A 14837-nucleotide genomic window follows, 5' to 3' on the forward strand; every position below is an offset into this window, starting at 1 on the left:
GGAGGGTCCTGCCCGGGACCTGTTTCCTCCGGCCTGGGAGGCACAGGCTCCCAGCGCAGGTCGGCGCAGGTCAGTACACGTCAGTGCAGGTCAGCGGGGGAGTGCGTGCGGGTCGTCGGCGGGCAGCCAGGCGTCCGGGGCGTGGATCCCGAGGCCGTCGGCACCGACGCCGTCGCAGAGCGCGTCGACGACGCCCAGGACCCCCGCACGCTCCTCGGACTCGCGCCGCACCAGGGACCAGGTCCAGTACACCTTCGGCGCGACGACCTCGCGGCGGACCAGGTCGGACGGCAGCGGAGTCGTCTGCCCCTTGGGCGAGTTGAGGACGGGACGGCGGCAGCGGCGGACGTGGTCGAAGAAGGCGGGACCGGTCACGGCACCGTCGGAGATGCGCACGGCTCGGGCCCCGGTGGCCCGTGTCAGCTCTTCGGCGTACGCGTTCCAGGACGCCCAGGAGGTGACGTCGTCGTCGATCAGGACGTCGGTGTCCCCGACGGGCAAGGCGGGTGCGGTGGATGCGGCGGGCACGGCGGGTGCGGCGGACGGTTCGCCGGCGTCGGTGCTCCTGGCGACGGCGTACAGCCGGTCGGCGCCGAGGAGCCGGGCCCGCAGTCCGTGCCGCTTCAGGTCCTCGTTCCGCACCCAGCACACGGCGAGGTCGAGGCTGCCGTCGGCCACCCGGGCGGCCTGGGTGTGCGAGGGCGCGACCCACGCGTCGACATGGACCTGGGCCACCGCGGCGGTGCGCCGGGTCAGGTCCGCCGGGAGCCAGTTGACGTACCCGAGGCGTACCGGCTGCGAACCGGACAGCCGGCGGGCTCGGCCGCGGAGGTCGTCGGCCCGCTCCAGCAGGGCGCGCGAGTGCGGGAGCAGGTCGGCGCCGGCCGAGGTGAGCGAGACCGACCGGCGGTCGCGGTCGAACAGACGGACCCCGAGGTCGCGCTCGAGCGCCTTGATCTGCTGGGACAGGGACGGCCCGGCGATCAGAAGCCGCGCGGCGGCCCGTCCGAAGTTCAGTTCCTCGGCGACCGCGACGAAATACCGCAGCTGGCGCAGCTCCACGCCCGCCATGCTACGTCCGGGGGCGGGCCGGTAGGAGGCTGTTCCTCTCAGCAGCGAGAAAGGCGGACGTGGTCGACCGCACGGCGGCGGGCGGAGGATGGAGGTGGGCGAGCGCGACGGCGTCCGGCCGCCGCGATCCGCCACGATCGATCCTCACCGAGTGGAGCGGCACCATGCGAGAGTTCCTGGTCGAGATCACCACGACCGTGCCCGAGGGCACCGGGCAGGACGAGATCGACGAACGGCGCGCCGCCGAAGCCGTCCGAGCCCGCGAACTGGCCGCCTCCGGTCGGCTGGCCCGGCTGTGGCGGCCGGTCGGCGAACTGCGCAGCATCGGTGTCTGGCGCGCCGCCGACGAGGCGGAACTCCACGAGAAGGTGCTCGGGACGCTGCCGCTGCGCCCGTGGATGACCCTCACCGTCACCGCGCTCCAGCCCCACCCCAACGACCCGGGCCCGGACCGCGCCGACGGCACGCCGTGACGGCCCCCTGGAGCCACAGGTCACGGATCCGTCGAGGGGCCGAAGTGGCCCTCTTCGGGGCACGGGTCGCCCCGCACCCGGAATTCCGTCAGGCGCCGGCCGCGTCGGCCGCGCCGACCCGTGGCGCGGGGGCGGCGCCCAGCAGTGCCAGGCAGTTCGCCCACAGGGGGCCGAGCCGGTCCGTGTCGTTGTAGAGCTTGGCGAACATGACCTGCCCTTCGAGCTGCGCGACCACGGCCCGCGCGGCCGCCCGGGTGTCGGTCACGGAGACCTCGCCGCGCCCGAGGGCCTCGGCGACGACCGACTCGACCATCTCGACCTGCGCCTCGAAGATCCCCTGGAGTCGGTCGCGGACGGCCTCGGTCTGATTGCTCAGCTCCAGGGTGAGGTTCCCGAACAGGCACCCCGCCACGGTGCCGCAGCTCTGCTGTCCCGCGCGCTGCGCGGCCTCGGTCTCCTCGAACAGCAGGCGCAGCCGGGACAGCGGTGCCGTCTCACCGCGCAGCACCCGCTCCCACGCGCGCCGCTGTCCGGCCCACTGCTCGTCGACGACCGTCAGGGCGAGAGCTTCCTTGGACGCGAAGAAGTAGTAGAAGCTGCCCTTGGGCACCCCGGCCGTCTTGCAGATCTCGGCCACACCCAGCGCGGAGTAACCGCGCAGCTCGATCAGTGACCGCGCGGCGCTGAGGATCTTCTCGCGGGCATCGCTGGTCCGTCCCATGAGGCCGAGTGTACGACCGGTCGTCTACTTTCCCGGCCGCGGCGGAGCCTTGCGTCCCCGGCAGGCTGATATCTAACATTTCAGTTCATGGAGGCTGTGCCACGCACTCTGCTCAGGGACCGCGCCTACGCGGCGATCCGGGACGCCATCGTGGCCGGGGACATCGCCCCCGGCGCGGTCGTGCGCGACGCCGATCTCGCCGAGCGGCTCGGGCTGTCACGGGCGCCGGTGCGGGAGGCGTTCGCCCGGCTGGTCGACGAGGGGCTGCTGGAGAGCAAGCCGCAGAGCTACACGCGGGTGACCCCGGTGGTGGCCGCCGACGTACGGGACGCGGCGGCCGTGGTCGGCGCGATGCACGAGCTGGCCACCCGGGTGGCGGTGCCCCGGCTGTTCGCCGCGGACGTCGAGGGAATGCGCGCGGCCAACGAGCGGTTCGCGGCCGCCGTACGGGCCGGGGACGTGGACGCCGCCCTGCGCGCCGACGACGCGCTGCACGACGTCCTGGTGCGGGCCGCCGGCAACCGGGCGGCCGCCGCCACCATCGCCCGCTACACCCCGCTCATCCGGCGGCTGGAGCGACGGCGCTTCGGTGAGGGCGGCACCTGCCGTTCGGCCGGACTGCACGGTCGGCTGATCGAGGCCTGCGCCGGCGGTGACGTGGCCGAGGCGGTCCGCGTCACGGCGGAGATCTGGCGCACCCTCGCGGACCTCGCCGACTCCGACGACCTGGCGGCCGAGTAGCAGGGCGGCCGAGCAACCCGAGAACCGGGTGACCGACCGACCCACTGCTCCGGGCGACCCGCTCGATCCGCTCGACCCACTGCTCCAGGAGGCCCCATGTCCCTCTCCTCGTACGCGCGTTACCCCCTCCTCTTCGGACCCTCCCCGGTGCACCCGATGGAACGGCTCACCGCCCACCTCGGCGGAGCCGCCCTCTGGGCGAAGCGGGAGGACTGCAACTCCGGGATCGCGTACGGCGGGAACAAGACCCGCAAACTGGAGTACCTGGTCGCCGACGCCCTCGCGCAGGGCTGCGACACACTCGTGTCGATCGGCGGGGTGCAGTCCAACCACACCCGTCAGGTCGCGGCCGTCGCCGCCCGCGCCGGACTGAAGTGCGTGCTGGTGCAGGAGAGCTGGGTGGAGTGGCCCGACTCCGTGTACGACAAGGTCGGCAACATCCTCATCAGCCGACTGGCCGGGGCCGATGTGCGCCTGGTCCGGGCCGGGTTCGGGATCGGCTTCAAGGAGAGCTGGGAGCTGGCGCTCAGGGAGGTCGAGGAGTCGGGCGGGAAGCCGTACGCCATCCCCGCCGGGGCCTCCGACCATCCGCTCGGCGGCCTGGGCTTCGCCGGGTGGGCCTACGAAGTCGCCGAGCAGGAGCGGGAGTCGGGCGTCTTCTTCGACACCGTGATCGTCTGTTCGGTGACCGGGTCGACCCAGGCCGGCATGGTCGCCGGGTTCGCCGCGCTGGAGGAGGCGGGCGCGCGGTCCCGGCGCGTCATCGGGATCGACGCCTCGGCCAAGCCCACCGAGACCCGCGGGCAGATCGCCCGCATCGCGCACCGCACCGGACAACTCATCGGACTCGAGCGCGAGTTGACCGTCGAGGACATCGAGCTGGACGAGCGGTACCACGCCGGCGTCTACGGTGTCCCGGACGAGACGACCCTGGAGGCGATGCGGCTCGCCGCGCGCACCGAGGGCATGGTCACCGACCCCGTCTACGAGGGGAAGTCGATGGCCGGACTCGTCGACCTGGTCGCACGCGGCGAGATCGGCCGCGACTCCACCGTGCTGTACGCGCACCTGGGCGGGCAGCCGGCACTGAACGCGTACAGCGCGCTGTTCTGAGGACCCGGCGCGGTTCGGGACCTGACCTGACCTGACCTGAGCTGACCGGGCCGGACCGGGCCGTGCCGGGCCGGGAACAGCGCCAGGCACTGTCCCGGACCGTGTCCCGCGTCGTCCCGGACCCGTTCGACCCCACGTACTCCGCCCCGTACCGAGGCCGACGCCCGCCTCACCACGCAGGACATGGTCGCCACACGCATCCGGGTCGCGGGCTGTCTCGGCTCCGCATTAGGACGCGGCCCGTTTGGGCTACCTCGAATGTCTTCTCCCCGGCCGCCGGCATCAGCAGACTCATCTCCAGAGCCCGGCGGCCGCGCCGGGGAAGCCGACCGACCGGGGAGTCGATCAACGTGAATCTCATCGCCCGTTCCGCCGCCGTCGTTCTCGTCGTCATGGCCGCCTCGATGGGCGTCGCCGTCTCTGCGGCGGCGACGCCGGCGGTCACCGTACAGGCGGACGCCGCGCAGGTCACCGAGTCCACGGGCGGCGACAACATCTGGGGGTAGGTACCTCGCGGCAGACCTGCCAGGCGCTCGGCTCGATGATGGACGGACTCCGTTGTATGTGATCACAGCACGACTGGTGAGTTCTCAGCCGAAGGCCCGGCCTTCGGACCTGGACCGGATCGCCGGCCGACTTCGTGAAGCGACCGAGTGCGGCGATTCAGGCCTTCAGCACCACTGGATGCGGCCGGACCCGCTCGGCGCCGCGCTCGTCCTCTACGTGACGGCTCCGACCCTGGAAGCCGCAGAGTGCGAAGCTCGCGTGACCCTCTGCCGGGCTCTTGCCTCCGATCCGAGCCTCCGTCGGTGGCGACTGGACCGCGCCAGTGCCGATCTGATCGTGAGTGCGATGGACGCATTGCTGTGGCGTCGGCCGTTCGACGACGGCCTGAACTGACTTCCCGGGGGCCGCTCGTCCCCCGGTCCTGCGGAAGAGATTCCCGCTTTCCTCGCCTTTCCCCACCGCTGTCGCATTGCTGCTGCCCGCTGCGCCGACCACCGGCCCACCGATTCCCAAGGCGGACTTACGTGTCATGAATTTCGCAGATTTCACCCTGGTCGAGGCATTCGACGAGATGGCCGCCGGCCGGCCCGACGGAACGGCCGTCGAGTTCGGCGGCGACCGAGCCTCCTATGCCGAACTCGCCACCGCATCCCGACGGGTGGCGGCCCTGCTGAAGAAACGCGCCGGTGTGCGGCCCGGTGACCTCGTGGCGTTCTGTATGGAGCCCTCCGTCGAAATGGTCGTCACGGTACTGGCGATTCTGCGCTGCGGTGCCGCGTATGTGCCGCTCGATGTGCAGAACCCGCCGGTGCGCAACCGGCTCATTCTCGACGACAGCGGTCCGCGGGCCGTGGTCGGCGACGTGGTCGACGGGTCGGCCGGCGTGTGTTCGATCACGAGCGACGAGGTCCGGCAGGCTGCCTGGGACACCGGCGCGGAGGAGTGGTCGGGGGCTCGACCGGATCCAGGCGCGTACTGCTACGTCATCTACACCTCGGGGACCACGGGCAGGCCCAAGGGCGTGCCGATAACGCACCGCAACGTCCTGGCTCTCTTCGCGGCCGCGGCCGAACTGTTCGACTTCGGTGCCGAAGACGTGTGGCTGCTCTACCACTCCATCGCCTTCGACTTCTCCGTCTGGGAACTGTGGGGGCCGCTCCTGCACGGCGGCTGCCTGGTGATCGTCGACCGGTGGACCAAGCTCTCGCCCGAGGCCTGTGCCGAACTGCTGCTGGACCGCGGCGTGACGGTGCTCAACCAGACTCCCACCGCGTTCTCGGTGATGGCCCGCGTCCTCATGGAGAAGGTGCCCGCCGGCGGCGGCGTCCCGTTGCGGTACGTGGTGTTCGGCGGTGAGCGGCTCTCCATGCCCGCACTGCGTACCTGGGCGGACCGGTTCGGCCTCGACCGGCCGCAACTGATCAACATGTACGGGCTCACCGAAGCCACCGTCCACACCACGTACCACCGGCTCACCGGGCAGGACCTGCTCCTCGACGACTCGGTCATCGGCCGGCCGCTGCCGGGGTTCACCGCACGCATCGTGGACGAAGCGGGGGAGAGCGGTGAGCGAGGCCAACTCGTGGTGTCCGGCCCCCAGGTGGCGGCCGGGTATCTGGACCGGCCGGAGACCACGGCCGAGCGGTTCGGGCCCGACCCGCTCGGCCTCGTCGACGGGACGCTCTTCTACCGGACCGGGGATCTCGTGGAGACGCGCAACGGGCAACTCGTCTACCTCGGGCGTGCCGACCGGCAGGCGAAGATCCGGGGCCACCGGATCGAGCTCGGCGAGGTGGAGGCGGCCGTCGCCGCCGTACCGGACATCACCGAAGCGTCCGCCGTGGTCGTCGGCGGCGCCGAGAACCCGATCCTCGCCTGCGGATACACCACCCGCTCGGGACAGCAGGTCGAGCTTCGCGCCCTCCGGGCCGAACTTCGCAAGCGTGTTCCGCAGTACATGCTCCCGACCCGTTTCCGGTGGTTCGAGCAACTGCCGCTGACGGTGAACGGAAAGACGGACAGCCAAAGCGTGGCCAAGGAAATGGAGTTCGAGAAGTGAGTGAAAGAGTGCCGACATCGACCCGGGACGAAGTGAGGCAGCGGATCCTCGACTGGCTCGGTGAGGAGCTGGGAGACCCGCACATCACCGGTGCCGACAATTTCCTCGAACTCGGCGGCCACTCCATGATGGCGATCGAACTCAAGACGAGGATCGCCCGTGAGTACGGTCTGTCGATCGGCCTCGCCGATCTGTTCCAGCGTTCGATCTCGGTCGCCGTGGCCCGCGCCGAAGACGGAAAGGCAACGGTGTGAACGGCATGCGCGTCTATGCTTCCGTCCTCCGCATTCCCGACTACCGCAAGCTCTGGTTCGGCGCGGTCATCAGCCTGCTCGGTGACGGCGCCACCTGGACGGCCCTCGCGTGGATCGCCGTGTCGACCGGCGGCGCCGGGACCCTGGGCGTACTCGGCGTCTGTTACTCCGCCCCCGTACTGCTCGGCGGCCTCCTGGCCGGCAAGGTCGTGGACCGTTTCTCCCGGCGCAAACTGCTGGTGTTCGACTCCCTGGTGCGCGGTGCGGCCATGCTCGCCGTCCCGCTGCTGTACGTCACCGATGTCCTCGACCCGTGGCACCTCTATGTCGTCGCGGCGGTCTTCGGTCTGTTCAAGATCATCCCGATCGGCATCATCCCCGCTGTCCTGCCCGATCTGGTGCCCAAGAAGCAGCTCCCCACCGCGATCGCCCTCGAGGCGGTCGCCTACGGCGCGGCCGGCATGCTCGGCCCCGCGCTCGGCGGTCTGCTGATCCCGCTCATCGGCGGGTACTGGGTGCTCGCCCTGGACTGCGTGAGCTACTTGGTGTTCGCCGGGCTCGTGCTCAGCCTGAAGGCCCGGCTGGACCGTCCCGGAGCCGGTGCGGAGACCACCGGCGACCGGAACGGGGTCTCCACCGAGCGGAGCTCCTGGCGTCCGGTCGTCGCGTTCGTGGTCCGGGACCGGGTGATGCTGGTGATCACCATCACCTTCACCATCTTCAACGTGGCGATGGGCATGCTGATCGTCGCTCAGCCGTGGCTGGCCCATGAGCGTCTCCCGGGCGGTGCCACCATGCTCGGCGTGCTCGTCGGCGGCCTCGCCGGTGCCGAGATGATCGGCTCGCTGATCGCCGGAGCGATCAAGCCCGCCGTCCGCCCGATGCTCCGGATCGGTCTGCTCCAGGTGATCTCCGGCAGCGGCCTGCTGCTGCTTCTCGGAGCGAACCCGGTGCTCATCCTCGTCGGCCAGGTCGTCTGCGGCCTGCCCGCGATGCTCATGACGGTCTCCTCGCAGAGCGTCCGGTACCAGCGCACTCCGGAGGTACTCCGCGGCCGGACCATGACCCTGATGCGCACGCTGATGCACAGCGCTTACCCGCTCGGGGCGATCGTGGCGGGCCCGCTGCTGGCCGGCGACCACTACACCGTCGTCGTGCTGGCCATGGCCGTGGCCGCGGGCGCACCCGGCCTGCTCACGCTCGGTCTGGTGCGCAACGCGGTCGTCAACAAGCGAGAGCCCGAGACGCCGGCCGGGCCCGAGTCCGGCACACCGGCCGAGTCCGAGACACCGGCCGGGTCCGCTGCCCAGGCCGCGGCCGAGCCCGTCGGTCAGACCCCTGTGCTCGCGGCCAGGTCGGCGCAGGACGGCTGATCGCCGGCCGGCACCCGCACCTCCCCCGCGGCCGACACCGGCGAGTACCCGGCGGCCCGGTGCTCCCACCGCCCACGTCCTGAGCGGTCCAGTACTGGTCAACCTCACCAGCGTCGAACGCTGACTCACCTCGTATCGGAGTACACACTCATGCCCGCAACAAGCGTCACCACGAAGGTGGTCGCCGCCTCGTACGCCCAGGAAGGGCTGTGGCTGCTGGAGCAGTTCGGCGCGGGGCCGACGGCCAACAACATCCCCATGGCCTGGCGGATCGCCGGCCGCCCCGACCTCGACGCACTGGGCGCCGCCCTGCGCCTGGTCGCCGAGCGCAACCCGGTGCTGCTGTCTCGCTGCGCCTGGGACGAGGACGCCGGAATCCTGCTGATGTCCGAGGACTTCCGGCCGGCTGACATCCCGTTGCACATCACTCGCGGCCTCGAGGAGCAGCAGGCGCTGATCGAGGTGTCGCAGGAGTCGCTGCGTGCCTTCCCCGGTGACTCCCCGCTGATCCGTGCGCATGTCTGGGCCCCGGCGGGGGAGGGCGACACCCTGTTGTCCCTCGTCGTCAGCCACCTGGTGTTCGACGGAGGCTCCGAGGAATCCCTCTTCGCCGAACTCGACGCGTGCTACCGCCATGTGACGGAGGGCGAGGCGCTGCCGCCGGTCCCGCAGACGTATCGGCGCTTCGCCCGGGAGCAGCGGGAACGCTTCGCCCGCGCCGACCAGTCCGCCCGGGTGTCCGAGCTCGCCGCCCGGCTGCCCGTACCGCGGAGCGTGGCACTGGCCGGCTCGGCCGACGGCGGCCGGGCCGGCCAGGACCCCTCGGAAGCGGCCCGCCACCATGAGCGGCTCGACGCCGGGGAACTCTCCCGGCTGAAGCGGTTCGCTCATGACCACGGCGCATCCGAGGTGATGGTGCTGCTGGCCGCACTGGTCGCCACGGCGGCCCGCTGGGGCGACCAGCAGAGCTGCAGCGTGCTGCTGCCGAACGCGAACCGGGCGGAGGCCTGGAGCCGCCGGCTGATCGGCCCCTGCCTCAACAGCCTGTACGTCACGGCTTCGGCCGATCCCCGGCAGAGCTTCGCCGAGCTGCTCGGCCAGGTCCGTGACCTGGCCCTGGACGCCTACGGGGACCACGACGTGCCCGCCGAAGTGCTGCGCGCACGCTGGGCGGAGCGCGGCGGCGAGGCGCACACCAATGTGATGCTGAACATCTTTTCCCAAGAGCGTGCCGAGTTGAGCCTGCCCGGCTGCACGACGAGCCGGCTGAGCTGGGAGGAGACTCCGGTACGGGCTCGTACGGACCTGTGCGTCTACGGCTGGCCGCAGGACGGCGGGCTGCGCCTGGAGTTCCTCCATCGCACGGCAGCCCTCACCCCGGCGGACGCGGCCTCGTTCGCCGCCTCGATGACCGGACTGCTGCGGCAAGCCGTCGTCACCCCGGACCTGCCGCTGGCCGAACTCACCCTGGACGGAGCCGACCGCGCCACCCGCACCCTCAGCGAACCACTGTCCGCCACCCCTCGGACGTCGGTCGTCGAACAGGTGTGGGAGGCGGCTGCCCGGCACCCGGAGGCCACCGCGATCCGGGCGCAGGAAGGCGACCTGAGCTACGCCGAGCTGACCGCCGTGGCCGAGGCGGGCGCGGCCCGGCTCCTCGGCCTGGGGCTGCGTCCCGGCCAGGTCGTCGGGCTGGAGGGCGGCCACAGCACCCGGACCGTCCTCGCGGCCCTGGCCGTCCTGCGCGCCGGCGGAGTCCTGCTGTTCGTCCAGCCGGGCCTGCCGCGGGCGCGTCAGGACGCGATCCTCGAGACCGCCCGCCCCGCGTTCGTGATCGGCGAGACCGAGGGCGCCGCGATCAGCCCGGACGCGCTGCTCGCCGCCGGGGGCGGCCCCTGCGACGTCCCCATGCCCGGCACCGACGATCCGGCGTACGTCTTCTTCACCTCCGGTTCCACCGGCACTCCCAAGGGTGTGCTCGGCCGGCACGGCGGACTCGCCCACTTCCTCGCCTGGGAGCGCGACCTGCTCGGAACCGGCCCCGGCGACCGGGTCGGCTGGCGTACCAACACCGGCTTCGACGTGGTCCTGCGCGACCTGTTCCTGCCCCTGGTCTCCGGTGCCACGCTGGTCGTACCCGAACCCGGCGATCTGGAGGACCCCGCCGCCACCCTGCGCTGGCTGGAGCGCGCCGGTGTGACCACGCTGCACATCACTCCGAGCCTCGCCGACCTGCTCGTCGCCGAGCACGTCGAGGACCCGGACGGAGCCCCCCGGCCCCGCGCCCTGCGCGCCGTGCTCTTCGCCGGAGAGCCGCTCAGCGGTCAGGCTGTCCGCCGCTGGCGCGAACACCTGGGCGGACAGGCCCGCGTCGTCAACCTCTACGGGCCGACCGAGACCACGCTCGCGAAATGCTGGTACGAGATCCCCGCCGAGCCGTCGGACGGGGTGCAGCCGATCGGCCGGCCGCTGCCGGAAACCCAGGTGGTCGTCCTCGGCCCCACCGGCAGGCCCGCGGGGATCGGCGAGACCGGCGAGATCACCATCCGCACGCCGCACCGCTCGCTCGGCTATCTCGGGGCGTCCGGCCGGGACGCGGCGGACCGCTTCACGCCCAATCCGTTCCGTGCCGACGAGGCCGATCTCCTCTACCGGACGGGTGACCTCGGCCGCCTCCGGGCCGACGGGCTGCTGGACATCCTCGGCCGCGCCGACGACGAGCTGAAGGTCCACGGGGTGCGTGTGCAGCCTGCGGAGGTCACCGCCGTCCTGCGGGCCCACCCGGACATCGAGCAGGCCGCCGTGCTCAAGCGCGACGACGGCCATGGACTGATCGGCTATGCGGTGACGCGCGCCGGCACACCGTTGGACGAGGCCGCGGTGCTGCGACACGTCGCCTCCCTGCTGCCTGCGGCCTTCGTCCCCGCCCGGCTGGTGGCGCTGGACCGGCTGCCGCTGCTGCCCAACGGCAAGGTGGACAAGAGGTCCCTGCCGCAGCCCTCCGCGGGCCGGGCGCACTCCGAGATCGTCGCGCCGCGCACCGCCGAGGAGGCGGCCGTGGTGGACATCTTCGAGCAGGTCCTCGGGGTGCGGCGGATCAGCGTGCACGACGAGTTCCTGGCGCTCGGCGGCCATTCGCTGCTCGCCATGCGCATGGCCGCACGGCTCGGGAAGCACTTCGGTGTCCGGGTTCCCGCCGCCGTCGTCCTGGACCGGGCGACGCCCGCGGTGATCGCGGCCCGTGTCATGGTGCGCAACCCCGAAACGCTGCCGCCGGTCGGCACCACGGTGCAGGACGCCCCCTATCCGGCCGGCCTCACCCAGGAGCGGATGTTCTTCCTGGAGGAGATGACCGGCAGCGAGCCGGGCGTCTACACCATCCCGTGGTGCTTCCGCCTTCGCGGCGGCCTCGACCGGGAGTCGCTGCGCAGGTCACTCCTTCGCCTGGTCGAGCGGCACGCCCCGCTGCGCACCGGCTTCGAGGTCACGGCCGACCGGTTGCGGGCCCTCCCCAAGCCGGCCCAGGACGTCTTCGACTACCGGACGGTCGAGCTCTCCGGAGCCGGCGAACTCCCTGCCTTCGTCCAGGAGGAGCTCACCAGGCCGCTCGACCTGCGGGCCGGCCGGGTCCTGCGCGCCACCCTCGCCGAACTCGGGCCCGACGACTGCGCGCTGGTGCTGATGGTCCATCACATCGCCGCCGACGGCTGGTCGCTCGCCGTGCTGCAGGACGAACTGTCCTCGCTCTACGCCGCTTTCAGCGGACAGCCGGGCGCGGTCGAACCGCCCCTGCCCGAGTCGGACTACGCCGGGTTCGCACGGTGGCAGCGAGCCCGCACCGCGGCCCTGGAGGCGGACGGCGGCCTGGCGAGGGCGGCCGAGCACCTGCGCGGAGCCCCGGAGCGCTACGGCCTGCCCACCGACCGCCCGCGCGGTCACCGCCAGACCTATCGCGGCGACCGCGAGGTGCTCGCCCTCCCGGCGGGACTGCCGCAGCGTCTGCGTCGCGAGGCGGGCCGCCGCGCAGTCACCCCGTTCACCCTGGTCGCCGCGGCGTACGCGGCGGCGGTCGCGGCCCGCGGAGGCGACCGCGAGCTGGTGCTCGGAACGGCGGTGGCCAACCGCCCCGAGTCCGGCCAGCAGGAGCTGATCGGCTGCTTCATCAACACCGTCCCGCTGCGGCTGCGACTGCCCGCGAGCGGACTGCTCGACGACCTCGTCGCGGTGACGGCGGCCGAGATCGGGCGCGGACTCTCCGCAGCGGACGTACCGTTCGAACGGCTGCTGTCCGAACTCGACGTGCCGCGCACAGCGAGCCACCCGCCCGTGTTCCAGGCGGCCCTGGTGATGCAGCAGGCGGCACCGGCCTCACTCGAACTGCCCGGTGTCCGGGTCGAGGAGGTGCCGGACGCGCGGACGACCGCGAAGGCCGAGCTGAGCCTGATCACCCGTCTCGACGGCGAGCACTGCGAGCTGACCCTGGAGTACAACGCCGATCTGTTCGAGCGGGCCACCGCCCGCCGACTCCTGGCCCACATCTGCCACCTGCTGGAGAACACCACCGACCCGGCCGCCCGGTACGACGCACTGCCCCCGTCCGAACGCGCCGCGGAACTCGACGCGGCGGCCGGGCCCACACCCGCGGCCGGCCCGGACGAGGCCCAGGATCTGCTCACCGGGATCCGCCGGTCCGCCGCCCTCACCCCGGACGCACCCGCTGTCAGCTACGCGGGGCGCACCCTGAGCTACGCCGAGCTGCTCGGGCTGGCCGACGCGCACGCCCATCGGCTGCGCGCGAGCGGAGTCCGTGTCGGCGACGTGGTCGCCGTGCACATGGAGCGCTCGGCGGAACTGGTCGTCGCCCTCCTGGCCGCGATGGCGGCGGGCGCCGCATACCTGCCGCTCGACACCGCGGCTCCTGCCGAGCGGTTGCGGCTGATGATGGACACCGCCGGGGTCCGGACGCTGCTGACCGGCCCCGGAGGGGTGCCCGACGAGCACGGCCGGGAGCACACCCTCGTCGTCGGCCTGGAGGCCGATCCCGAGCCGCCGCTGGAACTGCCCCTGCGCGGCGAGCTGCCCGCGTACTGCCTCTTCACCTCGGGTTCCACCGGGACTCCCAAGGGCGTTCTGGTCCCGCACCGGGCGATCGTCAACCGGCTGCGCTGGATGCAGAACACCTACCGGCTCGACGCCTGCGACACCGTCCTGCAGAAGACCCCCTACACGTTCGACGTCTCGGTGTGGGAGTTCTTCTGGCCGCTGCTGGCCGGCGCCCGGATCGTGATGGCCCGTCCCGGCGGCCACCGCGACCCGGGATACCTGATCGAGGAGATCCGCCGCGAACGGGTCACCACCCTGCACTTCGTGCCGCCCATGCTGGCCGCCCTGCTGGAGCAGCCGGGCGCGCAGACCATCGCCGAGACCGTACGTCTGGTGGTGTGCAGCGGGGAGGCGCTCGAAGGCAGCCTGCGTGACCGCTTCTACGAGGTCACGGCCACCGCCGGGGTGACACCACCCCGACTGGAGAACCTCTACGGCCCCACCGAGGCCGCCGTGGACGTCTCGTGGCACAGCTGCGCACCGGCGGAGGCGGGCGCCGCCGTCCCCATCGGCCGTCCGATCGACAACATCCGGCTGTACGTGCTCGACCGCGACACCATGCGGGCGATCCCGCGCGGCGGCGTCGGCGAGCTGTACATCGGCGGCATCGGACTGGCCACCGGCTATGTCGGCCGGCCCGGTCTGACGGCCGACCGGTTCGTCCCGGACCCGTTCGCCGGACCGGAACACCCGGGCTCGCGCCTCTACCGCACCGGCGACCTGGTGCGGCGGCTTCCCGACGGCGACCTGGAGTACCTCGGACGGACCGACTTCCAGGTGAAGATCCGCGGCGTGCGCATCGAACTCGGCGAGATCGAGGAGCGGTTGGCCGCCCAGCCCGAGGTCACCGACGCCGTCGTCGTGGTCCACGAACATCCGGGCGGTGGCAAGGAGCTGATCGGCTACGCCACCGTCCGCCCGGGCGCCGCGGCGGACGGCACCGTGCTCGCCGAGCGGCTGCGCGGCATCCTGCCCGACTACATGTGCCCCTCGCTGATCGTGGTCATGGACGCGTTCCCGCTCGGCGCCACCGGCAAGGTCGACCGGCGGGCCCTGCCCGACCCGCAGCCGTGGCGCGGCGACACCGTGGCGTACGAGGTTCCGGACACCGACGAGGAACGGACGCTCGCGGCCATCTGGGCCGAGGTGCTCAAGCCGGACCGGCCGGTCGGCGCCCTGGACCACTTCTTCGCCATCGGCGGGGACTCGCTCAGCGCCGTACGCGTGGTGGGTTCCGCTGCCGACCAGGGCTGGTCCCTGGGCCTGGACGACGTGTTCACCGCCCGCAGCCTGCGCGAACTCGCCGCCGTCATGACCGCGGTCGATCCGCGGCGGGAGCAGGCGGCACCCCTTGGCGAATTCACCCTTCTCAGCACCGCCGACCTCGCTCGGCTCGGACTCTAGAGACCGGAGAACAGTCGC

Annotated in this window: 11 protein-coding genes; 9 read left to right on the plus strand and 2 right to left on the minus strand. The window is 72.2% G+C overall.

Annotated features, from left to right (window positions below):
* Nucleotides 1-90: 90 nt before the first annotated feature.
* Nucleotides 91-1071, minus strand: a complete 981-nt coding sequence (locus tag OG933_RS32800; protein ID WP_405630445.1) for a LysR family transcriptional regulator — start codon at nucleotides 1069-1071, stop codon at nucleotides 91-93.
* Between the two features lie 164 nt (nucleotides 1072-1235).
* Between OG933_RS32800 and OG933_RS32805 the strand changes: the two genes are divergently transcribed.
* A complete protein-coding gene (locus OG933_RS32805) occupies nucleotides 1236-1544 on the plus strand; it encodes a muconolactone Delta-isomerase family protein (protein ID WP_054239167.1) in 309 nt (102 codons plus the stop codon).
* A gap of 88 nt (nucleotides 1545-1632) precedes the next feature.
* Here OG933_RS32805 and OG933_RS32810 read toward each other — a convergent pair whose 3' ends face one another.
* Complete coding sequence (locus tag OG933_RS32810; protein ID WP_405630446.1) at nucleotides 1633-2265, minus strand: TetR/AcrR family transcriptional regulator; 633 nt, start codon at nucleotides 2263-2265, stop codon at nucleotides 1633-1635.
* An 87-nt stretch (nucleotides 2266-2352) separates the two neighbouring features.
* Here OG933_RS32810 and OG933_RS32815 point away from each other — a divergent pair, with 87 nt between their 5' ends.
* The 8 genes from OG933_RS32815 to OG933_RS32850 all read left to right on the plus strand — a co-directional run bounded on the left by OG933_RS32815 (nucleotide 2353) and on the right by OG933_RS32850 (nucleotide 14819).
* Nucleotides 2353-3006: a GntR family transcriptional regulator gene (locus OG933_RS32815; RefSeq protein ID WP_362520616.1), complete on the plus strand. Its 654-nt coding sequence runs from the start codon at nucleotides 2353-2355 to the stop codon at nucleotides 3004-3006.
* Nucleotides 3007-3102: 96 nt separating this feature from the next.
* Complete coding sequence (locus tag OG933_RS32820; RefSeq protein WP_142269724.1) at nucleotides 3103-4119, plus strand: 1-aminocyclopropane-1-carboxylate deaminase; 1017 nt, start codon at nucleotides 3103-3105, stop codon at nucleotides 4117-4119.
* A 350-nt stretch (nucleotides 4120-4469) separates the two neighbouring features.
* Entirely contained in the window at nucleotides 4470-4625 is a 156-nt protein-coding gene (locus OG933_RS32825) for a hypothetical protein (protein ID WP_159051418.1), read from the plus strand.
* Nucleotides 4626-4701: 76 nt separating this feature from the next.
* Nucleotides 4702-5019, plus strand: coding sequence for a hypothetical protein (locus OG933_RS32830; protein ID WP_405630449.1), 318 nt, complete (start codon nucleotides 4702-4704; stop codon nucleotides 5017-5019).
* A 136-nt stretch (nucleotides 5020-5155) separates the two neighbouring features.
* A complete protein-coding gene (locus OG933_RS32835; RefSeq protein ID WP_405630450.1) occupies nucleotides 5156-6685 on the plus strand; it encodes an amino acid adenylation domain-containing protein in 1530 nt (509 codons plus the stop codon).
* Complete coding sequence (locus tag OG933_RS32840) at nucleotides 6682-6939, plus strand: acyl carrier protein (protein WP_362520626.1); 258 nt, start codon at nucleotides 6682-6684, stop codon at nucleotides 6937-6939. Before OG933_RS32835 ends, OG933_RS32840 begins: the two co-directional genes overlap by 4 nt.
* A 5-nt stretch (nucleotides 6940-6944) precedes the next feature.
* Nucleotides 6945-8312 carry an MFS transporter gene (locus tag OG933_RS32845; protein WP_159051420.1) on the plus strand — a complete coding sequence of 456 codons (1368 nt, stop codon included), beginning with the start codon at nucleotides 6945-6947 and terminating at the stop codon, nucleotides 8310-8312.
* A gap of 150 nt (nucleotides 8313-8462) precedes the next feature.
* Nucleotides 8463-14819 (plus strand): amino acid adenylation domain-containing protein, encoded by a 6357-nt coding sequence (locus OG933_RS32850; protein ID WP_405630454.1) that lies wholly within the window; start codon nucleotides 8463-8465, stop codon nucleotides 14817-14819.
* The last annotated feature ends 18 nt before the right edge of the window (nucleotides 14820-14837 follow it).

Origin of the sequence: Streptomyces sp. NBC_00016, from assembly GCF_045040885.1 — a bacterium.
In the GTDB taxonomy this organism is placed as follows: Bacteria; Actinomycetota; Actinomycetes; order Streptomycetales; family Streptomycetaceae; genus Streptomyces; species Streptomyces coriariae.